The following is a 17,570-nucleotide window of genomic DNA, read 5'->3' on the forward strand; positions in this document are numbered from 1 at the left end:
TTGGCGCCGCTCGGGGTCGCCTGGGGCAGCTCTTTGAACATGCGGCGATAGGTCGCAGGGGTTACCCCGGTCAGACAAGGAAACGGAAACCACGCAAGCGAGGATGCGCCGCGGTTGGTGCGCGCTCTTTGCGGCACCGTGGGAAGAACTTGGAAGGTACCGGCGCTATCTCGCCGGCAACTCCGAACTGGCTACCCACCAAGTAGTGAAGGGCGCGGAGTTCGCGCACGTCATGGTCGTGATGGATGACAGCCAAGCGGGAGGCTTCCAGATTTCGTACGATAAACTCTTCGGTGGAAAAGAGCTGAGCGACACGGACATGTCAAACGTGGATGCCGGCAAGGAAACCACCATCGATCGTAGTCTGCGCCTGCTGTACGTCACCTGCAGCCGAGCTTGCGAGTCTCTGGCGCTGGTTCTATGGTCGGCACAGCCAGCCGCGGCACTCGCACACATCAAGGACGAAAGTGGCTGGTTTACCCCCGAAGAGATCGTGTCCATTCCGTAACGTCGACGAGAGGCAAAGGGGTATTGGCGAATGTCATCAGCTCAATGGCCGCAACCGAAATCATTGCGGACGCTGGGAGCTGAGACCCCCACCGTCAGGTCAGGCCGAGGTCCTTCCGTAGGTCGTCCGGCAGGTTTCCGATTGGACCAGTCATCTGAATGACGGCTCCCTGCGACAGCCCAACGGCAGGTGATGGCCGGGAGGGTGAGGTCGCAAATGGCCGCTTCGGAGAATTCCAGTTCGCTGAACCTGGGTTTAGCTGAATGGCCGCTATCGGGCGATCGCTACTTCCGCTTTGGGTCGACAGCGGCTAGTCCCAAGCACCCACCGAAGCGGTAAGCAAAGTGATGCCGTAGCGCTTGCGGCCAAGGGTTTCCCAATTGGTCGTCGTGATGTTCTTGAACCGGCAGACTGAACGCCGCACGTGCCGTAGCCATGGCGGGCGCCTTGGTCAAGCAGGTACCCGGTGCGCTCCGCCCGCGATCTTCCTGGACGTCCGATCGACGCAAGCGCGGATGATAACAGCCAGGAGCTGTCCCTCGATCAAGAGTCCCGGATCCCGGATCCCGGATCAGCGCCGGCAGCTCGTCCCACTTTACGATCGACTCGTCCATGCCGATGGGCGTGGCCTGCTCACGGCCGAGGTGATCGAAGGAAATCAGCCCGCGCCGCAGGGTCGTCGACGGGACGGCGGAGATGGCAAGCGCGGCGGTCTGTCGCTTTTCGAGGGCGATGAAGTAGCGACGAATGCGGCGGCCGGTGTCGTTGTTCTCGACCATCGACAGTTCTTTGCCCGTGTCGATGGTCAGGTGCTAGTCTCGGCTGCGTCGATCGGCGCCTCGTCCGGTTTGATTCCCCCGTTTTTGGGAATCAAAAACAGAGTCTTCACCTTCCGCAAAGCCATACTCTGCGATGCGTTGCTTGATCCAGGTGGCGACGTGGCGGCCGTCGCCGAGAGCGGCGTGCAGATCGCGGGCGTTACCGAGTGGGGTGTCTTGTCCTGCGAGCGTGCCGACGAATTCCGGCAGCAGATCGGTGGTGGTCATGGCAATGATCCTCTGAAAACGGTTTGTCTTTCCGCTTTCCCGTCGCCAAACGGGTGGGCGATCGTGCGGCTTAGCAGACCGGTAGTTGGCACCGGCGAGCCCAAAGGCTCCCCGCACGAGCGCACAAGACTTGGACGCCATGCATCAGACGAAAAAATACCGCTCAGGGCGGCTCGTCCGCCAAATTGCCGGGCTGCTAAACCCGTGCCGCTGATCTGCAGCTACGCGGGGAGCCCCCCAGGCCCGTTGCTGGCGGTTCGTCGGTAAATGTCAAGATAGTTGTCGCCTGAGTTCATGCTGCCAATGGCATACTCTTGCTGGTAGAGGTAGCAGCGGCCACGACGCCATCCCGTTCCGGGTTGAGCGTCACCGCAGCGATGGGCGACCAGTTCCGAGTCTGTCGACTCCAGCGCGCAGGGTTCTTCGCACGCGCGGCTTGGTAGAGCAAATGACGGGCTGCCAAGAGGGCCTCATCGTTGCCGGCATGACGTTGCTCTGGGGTGACGTAGCGAATGCCGCTATGGCGGTGCTCGGTGTTGTACCAGCGTACGAAGTCGCTGCCCCAGAGGCGTGCCTGGTCGATGCTCTCGAACCCCCGTGCCGGGAATTCCGGCCGGTACTTCGCGGTGCGGAAGAGCGCCTCGGCATAGGCGTTGTCGTCGGACACGCGCGGTCGCGAGTAGGACGGTTTGATCCCCAGCCAATGCAGCATCGCCAGGACCGTGGTGGCCTTCAGGGTTGAGCCATTGTCACCGTGCAAAACCGGTTTGGACGCCAGGGAGTGAATACCTTCGGCCAGGGCCGTGCGTTTGACCAAATGGGCGGCGTGGTCAGAATCGTCCTTAACCTCGACTGTGAAGCCGACGATCTTGCGGCTATACAAGTCCAGGATCAGGTAGAGGTAGAACCACTGGCCGATGACCTGGGTGGGCAGATAAGTCATATCCCAGCACCAGACCTGACGCGGTTCGGTCGCGATCTGTGTCGTGGGAGGTTTGGGATTGGCGTTCGGCGCCTGCGCGCGACCGCGGTGGTGCACTTGATCGTGTTCCCGCAAAACCCGGTAGAAGCTCGATTCGCTGGCGATATAGCGCCCTTCGTCGGCCAAGGCGGGGACGATCCGGGCAGGTGACAATGCCGCGAAGCGGGGCTCATTGGCGACGCTGACAATCTCGGCACGCTCGGTATCAGTCAATGCGTGCGCCGGGACGGGGCGCTCGGCCAGTGGCCGACCATCACCGTCTTGCAGGCCGGCGCCCGCCTTCCAGCGCTGGCAAGTGCGCGCATCAATGCCGACGATCTCGCACGCCTTGGCAAGCCGGGCGCCGGCCTGACGTGCGCTGTCGATGTGGGCCACGATGGTTCGGCGATCTTCCAGACGGATCATTCGTCCGCGCCCCCCAGGAAGATCGCCGAGAGCTTTTTTGAGAGCACCAGGAGCGCGGCGGTTTCTGCCAGCGCCTTGTCCTTGCGCAGTAGTTCCCGTTCCAGTTCCTTGATGCGCTTCCTGTCGATCTGTGTCTCGGCGCGGCTGGCGCGTGCCTCGCCCGGGTCGGCGAGCGCTTCCCTCGCGCCTTGCCGCCAGCGTTCGAGTTCGCTGCGATACAGCCCGTGCTCCCGGCACCAGGCGTTCTGTCCCGCCTCATCCAGCGCCGCCGTGACAACCACCGCCTCCAGCCGGGCGGCCGCTGACCAGGCCCGCTCGCGAGCGGGCCTGGTCAGCGCCTCTCCCCGCCAACGCTCCAACGTTGTCACCGAGATCCCGACCTCTTGCGACAGGGTCTCTATCGCCACACTCTCCGGCGGCAGCAACCTCGCCACCACTCGATCCTTCATCGCTTGTCCGTATCGTGCCATTTCTTCACCTCGCTATCGCCCCCAAGTTTCAGATTCTATCGAGGCGACAACTACTCTGACACAGGGGGTCGTCAAGGGGGTAGGATGCTCGGCATGAGCACGATCACTTTCGACACCCACAAGTTCGTCAAGCGACTGATCGAAGCGGGCATGCCTGAAGCACAGGCGGAGATCCTCGCGGAAGAGCAGGCGCGCCTGATCGACGAGAGAATAGCCACCAAGGTGGACCTCCCCGAGGTCAAGGCCGAGTTGCTCCTTGTCAAGTGGATTGTCACCACCGTGCTGGCGCTGGCCCTGGCCAACTTCGCCAAACAGTTCTTCTGAGCCAAACACGGGCGCGATCATGCCTGATCGCAGCATTGGCAAGCCCTAAAAGAGAAATCCGACTCACGCAGGACAGGTCTGTCGAGAGTCTCTCGCATCGTGTCCAGAACCCATGCGATACCGCCGTCGGCTTTGTTCCCGGCAACGTCGGCAGACCAGATTGAAGCTGGATTTTAGCCGTAGCCGGTCGGCTTTCCGGCATCGTCGTAGTGGACTTCGTGTATTGCCTGCCAGGCTTCTGCGCCTGGGTCGACGAACTTAATCACTTGCTAATTCCATGTGGCCACTATCGTTCCTTTCATCCCCTTCGCCTGGGCAAATAGCCGTCACGAAGTTTCAAATGCCGCAAACCCCGTATGCCTATCAGCGCCCGGCGGATATTTCACGGGCCGATTTTAGCGACTCGTAGATGTCCGGTTGTAGTTCAGGTTGGCACCGTGAAGCGCTAGCGCCGCGGCGCTGTTGTCGACGGCGACGATCGCTGCTGCTTTCCGATTATCATTCCAGGCGTTTCTCCGGAATGTTTTTCGCAAAGATTCTTGACGACGCTGTGGCGCCTGCTCTTTAATAAAATCGCGTGCAAAATGTCTTTGCACGCACGACCATTGAGGAGACTGCCGTGCCCACCAATCGCATCGACGCCACCTTTACTTCCGAGCAGCGCGAAAAGGCCAGAGCGGCCTTGGCCAGTCTCGCCGAATCCTTGCCCTTCCTGATTAACCTGGGCGCCGACGAGCGGACGACGATGCTCAAGTTCGGCGAGAAGAACCGCTCCTTCGTGGTCAAGGCGCTGGCGATTGCCGAAGCGCAGCCGGAAATGCTCCCGCACAGCTTCCATCTCGACGAATTCCGTACCGACGTGGCGCTCGTCGAGAGCCTTTATCCGCTTCGCCACGCCATCGAAACACTGTCGCGCCAGGTCGACGATACCTATTTCGCCGCCGGTAGCGAGGCCTACGCCGCCGCCCTGCTGGTCTATCAATACGCCAAGATGCACAACGTCGCTTCCGGCGCTCTCGAGGAAACGCTCGACGACCTCGGCCAGCGTTTTGCCCGCAAGGGCCACGCGCGCGCGCCGACCGCCTGAGCACGCCGAGCCGGCCGCCAGGCGTCTGTTCCGGGCCGCCGGCGCCGGCACTGGCGCGGGTCGGCGGACGGCGCCAGCGATGCGCTCCGCTGACCGTCGAGCGTCGCCCGCTCGGACTGTGGTCATCGACGATCATGGCGCGAGTTCAGCCCTCGAAGCGCCGATCCTGAAATATCGGCGCCGAATCAAAAAGTATCGGCGCTGGATCGTCGCGATCGAAGCCTGGGTGAAAAAGAATCACCCGTCAGCAAGAATCATCCTCGCTTCCATCGTCGCCATCGGCCGATCGATAGCGACCATGGAACGATCGTTGATCCGCATCGATCACTATCGATAGCGCGCCTTGATCGTTCGCTTCCGGCGATGGAACGATGATTGCGGAAGGACGAAAGCTGGATCAAAAAGTATCGGCGCCGGATCAAAAAGTATCGGCGCTGGATCGTCGCGATCGAAGCCTGGGTGAAAAAGAATCACGCGTCAGCAAAAATCATCGCCGCTTCGATCGTCGCCATCGGCCGATCGATGGCGACGATGGAACGATCCTTGATCGGCATCGATCGCTATCGATAGCGCGCATTGATCGTTCGCTTCCGGCGATGGAACGATGATTGCGGAAGGACGAAAGCTGGTTCAAAAACTATCGGTGCTGGATTAAAAAGTATCGGCGCTGGATCAAAAACTATCGGCGCTGGATCGGAAAGTGTGCAGCATGGATCAAAAAGATCGACGCGCGATCGACATCCCTGCAGCGCCCGATCAATTCGCTGCAGGCTTCGCTGGCGGCGCTCGGCGCTGCGATCGAAAACACGCCGCCATCGCCGTCACGCGTCGAAGCCTTGGTCGCCTCGATCAAACGCTGGTCGCCGACGATCGACGGCTCGATCGACGCCATCCAGCGTTCGACCCGCGCTGTTCAAAGGCCTGGCGCCCGGGCCGGCGAAGCGAAGCGCCACCTGCCTTTCTCTGTCACCGACGGCCGCCAGGCTCTGCCAGCTAGCCAGATTTTCCGGCGACTCGGCTTCGCCAACGCTTGCCCGCAAGCGGCGCCATGGCCTCTCGCCTGGTCTGCGCAGCCTGCACGCGCGCCGCCCCTCGCGCAATGGCCACGCGCGACTCGTCAACCAGCCTATATTCGCCTCGGGTAGGGTCGTTGGCGTTCCTGTCCTCAAGCTGGCGGACGCCGGATGAAACTGGCGATTGTCGCCGCAACGCTGAAGCCCGTAAGCGCCCGGCCATCGTCACCCGTCGATCTGCGCCCACTATCGCTACCCCCTTAGCTCCGAGGATGCCATGAAAAAACACTCACCTTACGCCTGTGCTCTGCTCGCGCTGGGGATCCCGGCGACGGCGCTGGCGACCGACAAAGAGATCGAGGTGTTCGCTGCCAGCCAGTACACCTACTGCGATGCCAAGATGCTCTCGGGCATGTGGAAGGAATCGGTCTGGGAGTCGAAGTCGATGATCGGTCGCAAGATCGGCTGGGGTGATCAGCAGACGCTCAACAGCGCGCTCCGCAAGGCGCGCGGCGAGGCGCGCACGCATCCCAAGCGCAGTTGCGATTTCTGGGAAGCGGGCTTGAACTACCAGGACGCCGAGGTCTTGGCCGGCGTCTGGAAGCTCTCGATCGACGAATCCAAGGCCTTCGTGCAGGAGAAGATCCTGGCTGGCGATGAATTGCTCGTTCGCCAGATTCTCGCCGAGAACGGCCGCAAGCCAGGCCGCTGATGGGCGTTCCCTGGCGCGTCGGCGTCGAAATTGAGCTGATCGCGCCGTGCGCTTGCCGAGCGGCTGGCCAGCGACGCCGGCGGCCGCGTGCGGCCCTTCTTTCATCCGCAGTCCGAGCTCTCGCTGGTTCCGGGCACGCCGGTCTTCGAGAACCTGACGATCGGCTTCGAGGTTCTCGGCGCCGCTGGCGAGCCGATCGCCCGCTGCGTGGACGATCTGACCTTGCAGGACGATCTCGATCGCCAATGCTTGCCGCAGCCGGGCTGCTTCCGCATCGTCGGCGACGACTTGCGCTTGCTGCACCTCGTCGCCCGTACCGGCAGAGCCGACGCCGGCCCGCTCGAAGCGCTGGCGCCGGTGTGCCAGCTCTTCGGGACGCAGCCCGAGCTGTTTCCCGGGGGAATGGTCCGCGCCTGCGACGAGAGTCGGGCGCCGATCGCCATCGCCACACCGCTGCCCGGCGAGCGCGAGCGACCCTGCGAAATCGTCACGCCACCGCTGGGAGCCGATCGCGCCGAGCGCCTGGAGGCGCTGCTGGCGCCCGCGCGCGAGCTCGGCTTCCGGATCGCTCGCGAGTCTGCCACGCATGTCCACTTCGACGCCGCGCCGCTGCGCTCGGCGCGAACTATCGCGCGCCTGGTCCGCTTTTTCGAGCGCTGGGGGCCGGAACTGCGGCGGCGGGTCGGCACCAACCCGGCGTGCAGGCGGCTCGGCGGCTGGCCCGACGAGCTCCGCCAAACGGTATCCGAGCCCGGCTTCGAGGACCTTGACTGGCCAGCCGCCCAGGAACGGCTACAGGCGCTTGGCCTGTCCAAGTACTGCGATTTCAACCTCAAGAATCTCGTTCACGATATTCCCGGCAAGCCCACTTTCGAGGTTCGTATTCTTCCCGGGCTGGCCGACGCCGCGCCGATCCTGAAGAACATCGAACTCTTCGAGACGCTGTTGCGGCGGCTGATCGAAGGCGAACCGACCGACGAATGGGCGAAAGAACTTCTCGGAATGACCTGAGTTGGCGGCGCGGAAACGGCTTGCAGACGGGTCGCTCGCCAATGATCAATGTGGCCCACGCGGCGCGGCAGACGTTTTGCCGGCGGCTGCCGGCGCTGGCGCCTGGCCAGGCGGCAGAACTTCCACGACCTGCCGCGGCTGGACCTTGAAAACCGCCCGGCCGGGCTGGCTCGGAGTCGACATCGAGTCGCTGTCCCGGTACTCGGTGGTTTGCAGAATGATCGTGTCGGAGTCGACTTTGAATTTCGCGAAGTCGACTTCCCGCCATCCCTTCCCACCAACGGGCGCATAGCCGACGAGTCTGTACTTGTCGACTTCGCCAGAGGCGTGTTTTCGGCCTTCGTGTTCTGGCGTATCTCTACCGAAGTCGGGTTCGAACACCGCCATGTAGAGGGTGTAGTCGTTGCTGCCGGCAAAGCCTTCGAGAGTGAAGAAGACCAGCACCCATTTGGCCGCGTTCTGCACCTGGTGCGTCGTCCGGGCGTCCGTGTACTCCTGGGTTTGCGTGTCGCTGAGCAAGGAAACCAGATCCTGCATGGCCGCATCGACGGTGCGTGCACCCGACGCCCACGTCGCCGGTGCAGCGAGGAGAAGGCAAAGCGAAACAAGGAGGGCGGCGAGTTTACGCATCATGGCTTTCTGGAAATTGGCGAATAGCGTTCATCGGCCCCGTCGTGGAAAATCTCGACGGAGGCGCCAAGGTCTGGCGGCGGTGGCGAGGCATGTGGGCGTCCTCCGCGCCACGCACGGGAGCGTTGGCGATTGTAGCCCGGGAGCGCCCAAAAACAATCGCCGAGCGTGCAGCCGCACGGCGTATCGACACGCCGCGCGACCAGCACGAACCTGGCCGTGGGCAGTACCGGTTGTTCCGATGGGCTGGCCTGTTTCAGCGCGCTCACCGATGCCGGGTGTATTCATCAGCCTTCCGTCGTCGCGCGGCGTGCTCTGTCAGCGCCTTTACATTTCCACTCCATGACTTTACATTTATCTTTCCGCCGCTTTACAAAAATTCTCCATGGACATCGTCGACAAATTGATCCTCAAGATCATCGCTTCGGGTGAACCACATGTGGCCAGTGCCGCCGCTGGGCGGCTTGGCTTGTCGCGACAGACCATCGCGGCACGCCTTCGCCGGCTGGCGGATGCGCAACTCATCGAGGGCAGCGGTCGCGGGCGGGGGCGCTGCTACGCTTTAGTGCCGATCCTGTCGGTGAGCAAGGCGCGGCCGCGCGAGGGGATAGACGAATTTCGAGTGTGGCAAGAAGATGTCGCGCCCTTGTTGGCGGACTTGCCCGAGAACGTGGTCGACATCTGTCGCTATGGCGTCACGGAAATGGTGAACAACGCCGTCGATCACTCGGAAGGGTCTGAAGTAATTGTGCGCCTGCAAAGAACGGCGCTGACGACGACGATTCGCGTGTCTGACGACGGCGAAGGGATTTTCCATCGCTTACAGCGGCTGTTGGGCTTTTATGATCCTCGGGAGGCTATCCTGGAACTGGCCAAGGGGAAGTTGACGACCGACCCGGAGAGGCACAGCGGAGAAGGGGTGTTCTTTACCTCACGCGTGTTTGATCGTTTTTCCATCTTGTCGCGAAACCTGTTCTTTTCTCACGACTCGGATCGCGACGACTGGCTGATTGACGTCGATGACGACTCACCAGGAACCTTTGTGACCATGGAATTGGCAAACGACAGCAAGCGCACGACAAAGGAGATCTTTGATCAGTTTGCCGAGCCTGACGAGTACAGCTTCGCGAAGACCGTCGTTCCGGTTCGCCTGGCACAGCACGAGGGCGAAAAGCTCGTCTCACGGTCGCAGGCGCGGCGCCTGGCGCAGCGTTTCGACAAGTTCAAGACCGTAGTCCTCGACTTCACTGCCGTGGAGGCCATCGGGCAGGCGTTCGCTGACGAGATCTTCCGGGTATTTGCCTCGTCACACCCCGGCCTGGTGCTGATCCCCATCAACATGACCGAGCATGTGCGGGAAATGATTTCACGCGCCACCAGCAAATCATAGCGGCGTGACCTGCCAGGCCTTGAGACCCCGCCGGGGTGCGCTCTGGACAGCGTGAAACGGCAGCCGCTGTGTGGCTCAAGGCAGCTAGCCACACGGCGTCGAGGCACGGCACGACAGCCGCGCACACGTCATTGCGAGGAGGCGTAGCCGACGCGGCAGTCCAGCGGTTTGGCTGTTGTCGAGGCGGCGGAGAGGTCGTGAGCCTCGCAAGCGCGGGCGCGGGCAGGGCGTTGGCCGGTCGTCGGCGCGGGTATCTTTCTGGGCCTCGCAAGCGCGGGCGCGGGCAGGGCTCTTGCAAAGAAACGATGCCTTGCGTTCTTGTTTCCTCGGAGGCTGGCACTGGATTGCCGCGTCGGCTGCGCCTCCTCGCAATGACGGTGGGTGTGGGAGGGGTCGCTCGCGCAGGGGTTTCAGGCGGCGGGCGGTTCTTTCGGCTTCTGCAGCGCCGCCAGCGCCTCCTTCACCCGGCACGCCGCGTGCAGCACGTCAAGGCCGGCGATGTCTAGCTGCAGGTCGGCGTGTCGGTAGCTTTTCCCGAAATAGTGGATGTCTTTCTCGATGTCCCGCAGGTGCCAGCGCTGGTCGGCGGCGCTCAGCTCTTTATCGATGGGTTTGGACTCGAGGTCGAAAAAGACGATCCGCGCCATGATGTTTTCGGCGCGGTCGTTGAGGCCTTGAGGATCCCGCCGGGGTGCGTTGGCGATACCGTGAAACGGCAGCCGCTGTGTGGCTCAAGGCAGCTAGCCACACGGCGTCGAGGCACGGCACGACAGCCGCGAACACGTCATTGCGAGGAGGCGTAGCCGACGCGGCAATCCAGCGGTTTGTCGTGGTCGAGGCGGCGGAGAGGCCGTGAGCCTCGCAAGCGCGGGCGGGGCCGGGCGCTCGCGAAGAAACGATGACTTGCGTTTTCGTTTCCTGGCAGGCCGGCACTGGATTGCCGCGTCGGCTGCGCCTCCTCGCAATGACGGTGGGGGTGGGAGGGGTCGCTCGCGCAGGCGTTGCACGCGGCAGGTGGTTTTTTGGCTCGTCCAGTGTCGCCTGCGCCTCCTTCAACCGGCACGCCGCGTGCAGCGTGCTCAAGGCATGCAGCATTTCTTGAATTTCTTGCCGCTGCCGCAAGGGCAGGGGTCGTTGCGTCCGACTTTGGCTTCGCTGGCATCGTGCTGGACGCTCGGCGCGGCAGCCGCCGGGGGATCTTCATGGCCGAGTTGCTGTTGCAGCTCGCGGTAGAACGCCGCGAAGTCGCCGCGCGTTTGCTCGGGCCGCGTCGAGATGATGTGCCAGCGGCCGCTGTCGGGGCGGGCCTTGTTCAACAGCTGGAAGGCCTCGTCCTGCCGTCCGCCATCAACCAGAACCTCGGCCAGGATGAGGATCGCGTCGAGCGCTAGCGGGTTTTGCGCATGCGCTTGTTGCAGCGCCGCCAGCGCCGCGCGCGGCCTGCTGATATGGCGCAGGACCTTGCCAAGGCGAAACCATGATCGCCAGTCGAGCGGATCACGCTGGACTTTTTCCTGCAGGCGGGCGTAGGCCTTCGGGATCGTTTCGCGCCGGCCGTCGGGCGACTCGATCTTGTCGACGATCAAGCACGTGCTGGTCGTCCTGGCCGCACCCGTGCTGGCCACCTCGAGCAGCATCGTTTGGGCAACGATCGCCATTTTTGCTTCCGGCCCGAACTCGAGTTCGCTGGCTTCGCCGCAGGCCACGCACGCCAGTTCGTCGGCCAGCATCAGCGGCTCGCTGGCCTCGCCGACGACAACGCCCTTGACGTCATAGAGACCGCTGCGACCGCAGGCCGGGCAGCGCAGCGTCAGCTCCAGGCTGTTGGGCGCTGCCGGCAAGAGGCCGAAGGCACTGTCGAAGCGCGCGCGCGACTGCTGCTGCTTTGCGCGTCGCTGCATGATCTGCACGCGTAAGTCGCTCAGTTCGGGGCTGGTCGCGTCGAGCAGGCGAGCGAGGCAGTAATACGCCTTGTTGATCGCGGGCTGCTGCAGCGTCAGCTCGGCGCGCAGCAGTTCGAGCAGGCGCGGGTCGGGTGCGGTCGAGGTCAGCGCGCCGATACGAGCGATATCGTCGTGCAGCAGCTGCTCGCTATGGCGCAGCGTGAAATCGGCGACCGCCTGGCCGCCGATCGCTACCAGAACCGATCCCCCATAAATCCGCTGGCAGTGGTCGAGCGTTTCCCATTGCTCGATCAAGGCATCGCGCGCGGCTTCGCCGATGGCCTTCAAGGAGTCACTGGCGGCCTCACACAGCATGTCGCCGTTGCTGTCGTCGAGGCGCGCCAACAGCGGCGCCGTGAATTCGTCCCAGGCGAGCTCGCCCATGGTCTTGGCCAGGGTGACGCTGGCCCAGGAATCGCCGCTGCTCGTCAGCTGCAAGGACAGCGCCGCGGCGACTTGCTGGCGTGGCAAGCGGCGCAAGTGCGCCAGCAGTTGTTGGCGGTGGATGTTGGTAGACACTTCTAGCGCCAGCAGATCGACGCTGTCGGCGATCGTCATCGTCGCCGTGTCCAGCGTCTTGCGCTCGAAAGCGCAGGCGACCGCCGCCAGCAGCAGAGCGGTCAGCGGCTCGGGCAGCTGCTGCTTCTGGTAAGCGTCGCTTTCCTGGATCATCGTCCATGCTGCCGCCGACTCCGGCGAGCGGCCGTGGCAGTCGTCCAGCAGACGAAGTGCCTGCGGCAGTGCGGGGGTCGCACGCAGCACTTCGTCCATGGCGGCGAGCGGCGCGTCGTCTTCGAACAAGGGCGCCAGGTCGCTGAAGAACGCGGCGTTGTCATAAGCGCTGCGCTGCGCAAAGTAGACGTCGGTGAAGGCGTCGTGACCGAAAAGAGCCGTCGCGGCGGCGTTGATTTCGCCGTCGAGACGGTTTTCCCTTGCCGTGCACAAGGCGTCGAACAGACGTGGCAAGGCCGGCGTCTGCTGCAGCCTGAGCGCCACGGCGAAAGCCGCCGGACGTGCCACCGCGGCGAGCTGGTGGTCCTTGCGCCAGGCCAGCGGCAGCAGCTTCTCGGCGAGCGGCAGCGCGGCCGTCGGCGGCAGTTGATCGAGGTTTTCAAGAATGCCGAGCGCGTATTCGCTGACGCATCGCTCGGGACTCTGCAGGATTCGCGCGAAGCTTTGCGCCGCCAGCTCCGGAGCGCAGCGCGCCAGGACTCGCGCGGCGGCGTTGGCCAGCGACGACGGCCAGCCGCCGTAAAGCTCGGCGATCGTCGCGGTGAAGTGGGCGAAGCTTTGCTCGGGAAGATAACGGAGCAGGAGACCGATGGTCTCCAGGTCGTCGCCAGCGAGCCACTGCGCCAGTGCTGTATCGTCAAACCACGCGGCGACGATGCGCTCGCGCAGTGGCGAGTGGCGTGGCAGATCGGCGTAGTAGCGGAGCGCCCATTCGACCATGATGACGTCGTCGCGCAGGGCTGGCGCGCGCACCAGGCAGGGATGTTCCAAAGGCTGTTTCTCCTCGATTGAGTAGGCGGGATCGCAGGCGGCGAACGCCGCGTCGCCTGCGTGTGGCTATCTATGCTGGGCTGGCGTGCCCGTGGCAGGGAAAATCGCTGCTGCGCAGGAAAGTCTCGAATTCGTCGGCCGGCAGCGGCCGGCTGAACAGGAAGCCCTGCATGTCGTCGCACGCCAGGCCGCTGAGCAGCTGCCGCTGGGTTTCGCTTTCGACGCCCTCGGCAAGGACCCGCAAGCCGAAGCTGCGGGCGATGCACGAAATGGCGTGAATGATCGCCGTCGAGCTGTCGTTGTGCGGGTTGAGGTCGCGAACGAAGGACTGGTCGATCTTGATGCTGTTGATCGGAAAGCGCCGTAGATAATTGAGCGACGAGTAGCGCGTGCCGAAGTCGTCGATCGACACGCGCAGCCCGCCGTTGCGCAGTTGCGTGACGATGTTGATGTTCTTCTCGGCGTCCTTCATCAGCAGGTTCTCGGTGATCTCGACGTCGAGTGCGTCGGCCGGCACGGCGTGCGCCTCGAGACGCTGCAGCAGGCGTTCGGGCAGGTCGCTACGGTCGAACTCCTTGGGCGACACGTTGATCGCCAGTTGCAGGCTGGTGAAGCCCTTGCGGCGCCATTCGGCCAGCTGTTGCAGCGCGTGTTCGAGGACCCAGTCGCCGAGCTCGACGATCAATCCGCTTTCTTCGGCGAGAGGGATGAAGGCGTCGGGCAGTAGCAGCCCGTGCCGTGGGTGGTGCCAGCGCAGCAGCGCTTCCATGCCGACCGTCCGCCGCTGCCGGTGGCTGACCTGCGGCTGATAGTACAGCTCGAACTGATCGCCGCTGGCCAGCGCCTGCCGCAGATCGCTCTCGAGCGTCACGCGCAGGCTGTGCTCGCTGTTCATTTCGGGCGAGAACTGCAAATAACCGTTCTTGCCACGCCCCTTGATCTGGTACATCGCGATGTCGGCGTTGCGCAGGAGAATTTCCGGCGTATCACCGTCTTCCGGGAACAGCGAGATGCCGACGCTGATGGTCGTATGGAAATCCACGCCGGCGATCTTGAACGGCCGTTTGAGCTCGCCGAGGATCTTGCCGGCAATGATCGCCGCGTCGTCGCCGCTGCTCAGGTCGGGTAACAGGACGGTGAATTCGTCGCCGCCCTGGCGAGCCAGCGTGTCGCCGGCACGCAGGCAGGCACGGGCACGCTGGGCGAAACACTTGAGCAGCTCGTCACCCTCGTGATGGCCGTAGGTGTCATTGACCAGCTTGAAGCGATCGAGGTCGATGAACATCACGCCGAGCCGCTGGCCGTTGCGCGTCGCCTGCGTCAGCGCGATGCCTAGCCGGTCCTTGAAGAGGACGCGGTTGGGCAGCCCGGTGAGGAGGTCGTGAAAGGCCTGGAAGGCGATTATCTCTTCGGCCTTCTTGCGGTCGGTGATGTCGCGGGCGACGCCCGAGGTGCCCATGAAGTGTGGCGTCGAGGGCTCTTCGGTGGCCGCGTAGATGCCTTGTGAGGTGAGGATGGTGACGATCGTCTGGTTCTCGAAATGGCGGACGCCCTGGGTCCTGGTCTGCAGCCGGATTTCGACGTTGGTGCTCGCCCGATCGCCGATCCGCCGTTCGTTGAAGGCAAAGCGGGCACGTTCCAGGTCATCGGGATGGACGATCAACGAGTAGTGCTTGCCGTGCAGTTCATCGCGCGCGTAGCCGAGCAGCGCTTCGACGCGGCTGTTGATGAAGATGAAATGGCCAGTGCAGTCGAGTGTGTAGATGATGTCCGGCGACCGCTCCACGAGAAAGCGGTGCAGACGTTCCGATTGTTCGAGGCGGACGGTCATCAGCGTGTGTTCGCGTTCGAGCTGGCGGCGACGCTGGACGCGGTCTACGGTGTCGATGAGCTGCTGCGGATCGCCATTCTTGCGGACGAACTCGAAAGCGCCATGGCGCAGCGCGCGGATCGCCGAGTCGATCGATTCGTCGGCGCTGAAGACGATCACCGCCGTCGGGATGTGCTTGTGCACCATCCATTCCATGACCTCAAGGCCGTGCAGGTCGGGGAGAGTGAGGTCGAGGATCAGAATGTCGACGTCGCGCTGTTCGAGACGGCGGAGCGCTTCGATGCCGCTGCCGCAGTCGTCGATATGGCGTCCGTCGGCGGCCAGCAGTTGCCGGTAGGCCGATCTGATCCTTTCCTCATCGTCGACGATCAGAACCTTGCTGGCCTGCTGCGCTGGTCGGGCCGGTGGTGAAAAATCGACGTTCGGTATGGCCTTCATCCTGACTCCTGACAAGTGTCCGGCGATGCGATTGTTTTCAGTGGTGTTTGCTGTCGTGGTCGCGGCGCTGTTCGGCGCGCTCGGGGGTCGGCAAGAGCAGCGCGATCATTGTCCCGTGACCCGCCTTGCTGCGGCAACTGAGCGGGATTTGCAGGCGCTGCGCGAGCGTGCCGACGATCGCCAGGCCCATGCCGCGCGCCGCGCGCTCGGCACCGAGTTGCCGCTGCGCGGGCTGGTGCAGCGCTGCCATCGCCGCTTCGCTCATGCCCGGGCCGTTGTCCTCGATTTTCAGTTCGGCGAAGCGCTGACCCTGGTGCAGGATGTCGGCGGTCAGCGACAGCTTGCAGCGCTCGCCGCGCGACAAGGCCTCGGAGGCGTTCTTCCACAGATTGAGGACGATTTGCTTGAGACTGTCGCGATCGCAGGCGACGCGAATCGGCTGCCCCGGCAAGCTCGTCTCGACGGCAATCCCTCGCGAATCAAAGAGCGTCTGGCGGTAAAGCAGCAGCAGTTCGCGAAGCAGTTCGCTGACGTCGACCAGCGCTTCGCCGACGCCGCTTGCCGGCACCTCGCTGAGCCGCCGCACGATCTTGGCGACGCGCTCGATTTCTTCGCCCAGGATGCTCAGTTCGTGGTGCACGCCCGCGTCGTGAGGCAGTTTGGCGTCGAGAATTTTCAGGTAGCCCTTGATGATCGTCAGCGGGTTGCCGGCCTCGTGGACGGCGCGCCGGCTGTGGTGTGTGAAGTGCGCCAGAGTGGCGGCTTCGTTCTCCTGGCGAACGTTCTGCGCGTCGCCCCAACTTTCCAGCGAGACGCCGGCAAGCCGTCCGAAGTTGCTCAGGCCGGGCCGGCGGCGAGCGAGGCGCTGGTGCTGGCCGGCGCTCAGCCCGACGACGATGACGCCGATGCTGCGGCTGCGGCCAGGCATCGGAATACACAGCAGACCGCTGCTCGCCAGCGCGCGGGCAAACTGGATGTCGATCAGCGACGGCGCGGCTGCCGGCGCCGGCTCGTAAGACGAAGTGATGCTGCCGCCGAGTGCGGCGGCGGCAGCGAGGCTGCGCGGCGCTTCGGGGACGATGCTGACTTGCGCGAAAAGCGCTGGCTGGCCGGCAATTCCTTGTCCCGTCAGGCGGCCATCGGGCGCGCAGAGCAGAAAGGCGACGTGGTTCAGGTCAAACAGGATGCGTGCCGACTCGCGCAGCGAGAGCAGCAATTCGGCGTCGGTCTCGAGCGTGCACAGGTCTTGCTGCAAGGGCTGAAGCAGCGCTTTGTCGCCGATCATCGTCGCCATCTGGCTGTGCGCGTCGCCGTCGCTGGCGCCGCTGCTGTGCTGGCCAACAAGGCCGAGCACGCGTGGTAGGCCGCTCGAGCTGCCGTCGCCGGCACTTGCTGGCGGCGCGATGCCGAGCGCTTCGGCAAAGACCTGCATGCGCTGCGCGGCGGCATCGCGCAAGCTGCTCAGCGATTGGCCATGGCGCTCGCCGAACATCTGTACGGCAACTCGTTCGAGTTCCTCGATCGCCGCCGGCGCCGGCGAAGATGAAGCCAGCGCGTGCGCCAGCCAGACCGCTTGCGGCAGCGGCGCCGCGCTGACGATCTGCTCGGCCGGCACGTGGTGGAACAGGATGCCGTCGGCGAACGACGAATCGAGCTGCCACTGATCGGCCAGCCAGGTGCCGATCTGGCCGTGGTGCACACCGAACTGCGCGCTTTCCCGGTCCGATAGTTCGCTTTCACCAGGGCAGGCGGCCAGCAGTTGCAGATAGGGTTCGCCAAGTGCCGAGAGCAGGATCAGCTCGCCGACGTCGTGCAGCAGGCCGGCCAGGTAGGCTTCGTCGGGACGCGGCTGGCCGGCGCTGCTGGCGACACTGCGCGACAATTCGGCGACCAGCAGGGAGTGCGTCCAGAACGCCGCCAGATCGACCGAGCGGCTGCTCGTTCGTTCGTCGAACAGGCTCTGTACCGACAGGCAGGTGGCAATCGAACGAACCAGCCGGGTGCCGAGGGCGATCAGGCAGCTTTCGATATTGCGAAACGCCGTGCCGCGGCGAATGGCCGGCGAGTTGGCGGCGGTCAGCACGCGCGTGCACAAGCCCGCATCCTGCTCGACGAGCGCCGCCAGTCTGGCCATCGTCGTGCTGTCGTCGTCGACCATCTGCAGGAGCCGTAGCAGTACTTGCGGCGGCGACGGCGCGCGTCCCGACTCGATGGCGTGCCGGATCGGCTCCGGCAGGCTAAGCATGACCGTCGAGGAGGCTGCTGACTACCTTGCTG

15 protein-coding genes and 2 pseudogenes are annotated in these 17,570 nt (G+C 64.0%); 8 read left to right on the forward strand and 9 right to left on the reverse strand.

The window, feature by feature from the left end:
• Positions 1–76: 76 nt before the first annotated feature.
• A pseudogene (locus QZ656_RS16360) lies at positions 77–508 on the forward strand (Fis family transcriptional regulator); the annotation flags it as partial.
• A 284-nt stretch (positions 509–792) separates the two neighbouring features.
• Here QZ656_RS16360 and QZ656_RS16365 read toward each other — a convergent pair.
• The 3 genes from QZ656_RS16365 to QZ656_RS16375 form a co-directional block, all read right to left on the reverse strand.
• The gene (locus QZ656_RS16365) at positions 793–1,287 is read right to left on the reverse strand and encodes a hypothetical protein (protein ID WP_291994390.1); all 495 of its coding nucleotides are present in this window, start codon (positions 1,285–1,287) and stop codon (positions 793–795) included.
• Between the two features lie 33 nt (positions 1,288–1,320).
• Complete coding sequence (locus QZ656_RS16370; RefSeq protein ID WP_291994391.1) at positions 1,321–1,554, reverse strand: antA/AntB antirepressor family protein; 234 nt, start codon at positions 1,552–1,554, stop codon at positions 1,321–1,323.
• 292 nt (positions 1,555–1,846) lie between these two features.
• Positions 1,847–3,411, reverse strand: a protein-coding gene (locus QZ656_RS16375; RefSeq protein WP_291992948.1) for an IS3 family transposase whose coding sequence is annotated in 2 segments (ribosomal slippage) — positions 1,847–2,970 and positions 2,970–3,411 — 1,566 coding nt in all. Because the reading frame shifts where the segments join, the coding sequence is not laid out codon by codon here.
• 93 nt (positions 3,412–3,504) lie between these two features.
• Between QZ656_RS16375 and QZ656_RS16380 the strand changes: the two genes are divergently transcribed.
• The 3 genes from QZ656_RS16380 (at position 3,505) to QZ656_RS16390 (ending at position 5,430) form a co-directional block, all read left to right on the forward strand.
• A complete protein-coding gene (locus tag QZ656_RS16380; protein WP_291994392.1) occupies positions 3,505–3,735 on the forward strand; it encodes a hypothetical protein in 231 nt (76 codons plus the stop codon).
• A 619-nt stretch (positions 3,736–4,354) separates the two neighbouring features.
• On the forward strand, positions 4,355–4,822 hold the full coding sequence (locus QZ656_RS16385) for a hypothetical protein (RefSeq protein WP_291994393.1): 468 nt from the start codon (positions 4,355–4,357) through the stop codon (positions 4,820–4,822).
• Between the two features lie 371 nt (positions 4,823–5,193).
• Complete coding sequence (locus QZ656_RS16390; protein ID WP_291994394.1) at positions 5,194–5,430, forward strand: hypothetical protein; 237 nt, start codon at positions 5,194–5,196, stop codon at positions 5,428–5,430.
• A gap of 71 nt (positions 5,431–5,501) precedes the next feature.
• Here the strand turns inward: QZ656_RS16390 and QZ656_RS16395 are convergent, their stop codons facing one another.
• Positions 5,502–5,714 carry a hypothetical protein gene (locus QZ656_RS16395; RefSeq protein WP_291994395.1) on the reverse strand — a complete coding sequence of 71 codons (213 nt, stop codon included), beginning with the start codon at positions 5,712–5,714 and terminating at the stop codon, positions 5,502–5,504.
• A 398-nt stretch (positions 5,715–6,112) separates the two neighbouring features.
• Between QZ656_RS16395 and QZ656_RS16400 the strand changes: the two genes are divergently transcribed.
• Both QZ656_RS16400 and QZ656_RS16405 read left to right on the forward strand, forming a co-directional pair.
• The gene (locus QZ656_RS16400; protein ID WP_291994396.1) at positions 6,113–6,547 is read left to right on the forward strand and encodes a hypothetical protein; all 435 of its coding nucleotides are present in this window, start codon (positions 6,113–6,115) and stop codon (positions 6,545–6,547) included.
• 87 nt (positions 6,548–6,634) lie between these two features.
• The gene (locus QZ656_RS16405) at positions 6,635–7,558 is read left to right on the forward strand and encodes an amidoligase family protein (RefSeq protein ID WP_366522182.1); all 924 of its coding nucleotides are present in this window, start codon (positions 6,635–6,637) and stop codon (positions 7,556–7,558) included.
• Positions 7,559–7,603: 45 nt separating this feature from the next.
• Here QZ656_RS16405 and QZ656_RS16410 read toward each other — a convergent pair whose 3' ends face one another.
• Positions 7,604–8,188 carry a hypothetical protein gene (locus QZ656_RS16410; protein WP_291994397.1) on the reverse strand — a complete coding sequence of 195 codons (585 nt, stop codon included), beginning with the start codon at positions 8,186–8,188 and terminating at the stop codon, positions 7,604–7,606.
• A gap of 207 nt (positions 8,189–8,395) precedes the next feature.
• On the opposite strand from QZ656_RS16410, the pseudogene QZ656_RS16415 reads away from it, so the two are divergent.
• Positions 8,396–8,500 (forward strand): annotated as a pseudogene (locus QZ656_RS16415) (IS1595 family transposase); the annotation flags it as partial.
• Positions 8,501–8,573: 73 nt separating this feature from the next.
• Positions 8,574–9,578, forward strand: a complete 1,005-nt coding sequence (locus QZ656_RS16420; protein WP_291994398.1) for a DUF4325 domain-containing protein — start codon at positions 8,574–8,576, stop codon at positions 9,576–9,578.
• A gap of 410 nt (positions 9,579–9,988) precedes the next feature.
• On the opposite strand, the gene QZ656_RS16425 is transcribed toward QZ656_RS16420, so the two are convergent.
• The 4 genes from QZ656_RS16425 to QZ656_RS16440 form a co-directional block, all read right to left on the reverse strand.
• Positions 9,989–10,225, reverse strand: a complete 237-nt coding sequence (locus tag QZ656_RS16425) for a hypothetical protein (RefSeq protein WP_291994399.1) — start codon at positions 10,223–10,225, stop codon at positions 9,989–9,991.
• Between the two features lie 432 nt (positions 10,226–10,657).
• Complete coding sequence (locus tag QZ656_RS16430) at positions 10,658–13,024, reverse strand: SEC-C metal-binding domain-containing protein (protein ID WP_291994400.1); 2,367 nt, start codon at positions 13,022–13,024, stop codon at positions 10,658–10,660.
• Between the two features lie 70 nt (positions 13,025–13,094).
• On the reverse strand, positions 13,095–15,293 hold the full coding sequence (locus QZ656_RS16435; RefSeq protein WP_291994401.1) for an EAL domain-containing protein: 2,199 nt from the start codon (positions 15,291–15,293) through the stop codon (positions 13,095–13,097).
• 37 nt (positions 15,294–15,330) lie between these two features.
• On the reverse strand, positions 15,331–17,538 hold the full coding sequence (locus tag QZ656_RS16440; RefSeq protein ID WP_291994402.1) for an HDOD domain-containing protein: 2,208 nt from the start codon (positions 17,536–17,538) through the stop codon (positions 15,331–15,333).
• Between the last annotated feature and the right edge of the window lie 32 nt (positions 17,539–17,570).

Source organism: Candidatus Accumulibacter sp. ACC003 (genome assembly GCF_907163085.1).
Taxonomy (GTDB): domain Bacteria; phylum Pseudomonadota; class Gammaproteobacteria; order Burkholderiales; family Rhodocyclaceae; genus Accumulibacter.

What these genes read in the sequence shown, in the direction of transcription:
- QZ656_RS16400 (WP_291994396.1), top strand. Translation starts at nt 6,113, where the DNA reads ATGAAAAAACACTCACCTTACGCCTGTGCTCTGCTCGCGCTGGGGATC.
- QZ656_RS16365 (WP_291994390.1), bottom strand. Translation starts at nt 1,287, where the DNA reads ATGGTCGAGAACAACGACACCGGCCGCCGCATTCGTCGCTACTTCATC.
- QZ656_RS16395 (WP_291994395.1), bottom strand. Translation starts at nt 5,714, where the DNA reads ATGGCGTCGATCGAGCCGTCGATCGTCGGCGACCAGCGTTTGATCGAG.
- QZ656_RS16420 (WP_291994398.1), top strand. Translation starts at nt 8,574, where the DNA reads ATGGACATCGTCGACAAATTGATCCTCAAGATCATCGCTTCGGGTGAA.
- QZ656_RS16390 (WP_291994394.1), top strand. Translation starts at nt 5,194, where the DNA reads ATGATTGCGGAAGGACGAAAGCTGGATCAAAAAGTATCGGCGCCGGAT.
- QZ656_RS16370 (WP_291994391.1), bottom strand. Translation starts at nt 1,554, where the DNA reads ATGACCACCACCGATCTGCTGCCGGAATTCGTCGGCACGCTCGCAGGA.
- QZ656_RS16435 (WP_291994401.1), bottom strand. Translation starts at nt 15,293, where the DNA reads ATGAAGGCCATACCGAACGTCGATTTTTCACCACCGGCCCGACCAGCG.
- QZ656_RS16380 (WP_291994392.1), top strand. Translation starts at nt 3,505, where the DNA reads ATGAGCACGATCACTTTCGACACCCACAAGTTCGTCAAGCGACTGATC.
- QZ656_RS16425 (WP_291994399.1), bottom strand. Translation starts at nt 10,225, where the DNA reads ATGGCGCGGATCGTCTTTTTCGACCTCGAGTCCAAACCCATCGATAAA.
- QZ656_RS16410 (WP_291994397.1), bottom strand. Translation starts at nt 8,188, where the DNA reads ATGCGTAAACTCGCCGCCCTCCTTGTTTCGCTTTGCCTTCTCCTCGCT.
- QZ656_RS16440 (WP_291994402.1), bottom strand. Translation starts at nt 17,538, where the DNA reads ATGCTTAGCCTGCCGGAGCCGATCCGGCACGCCATCGAGTCGGGACGC.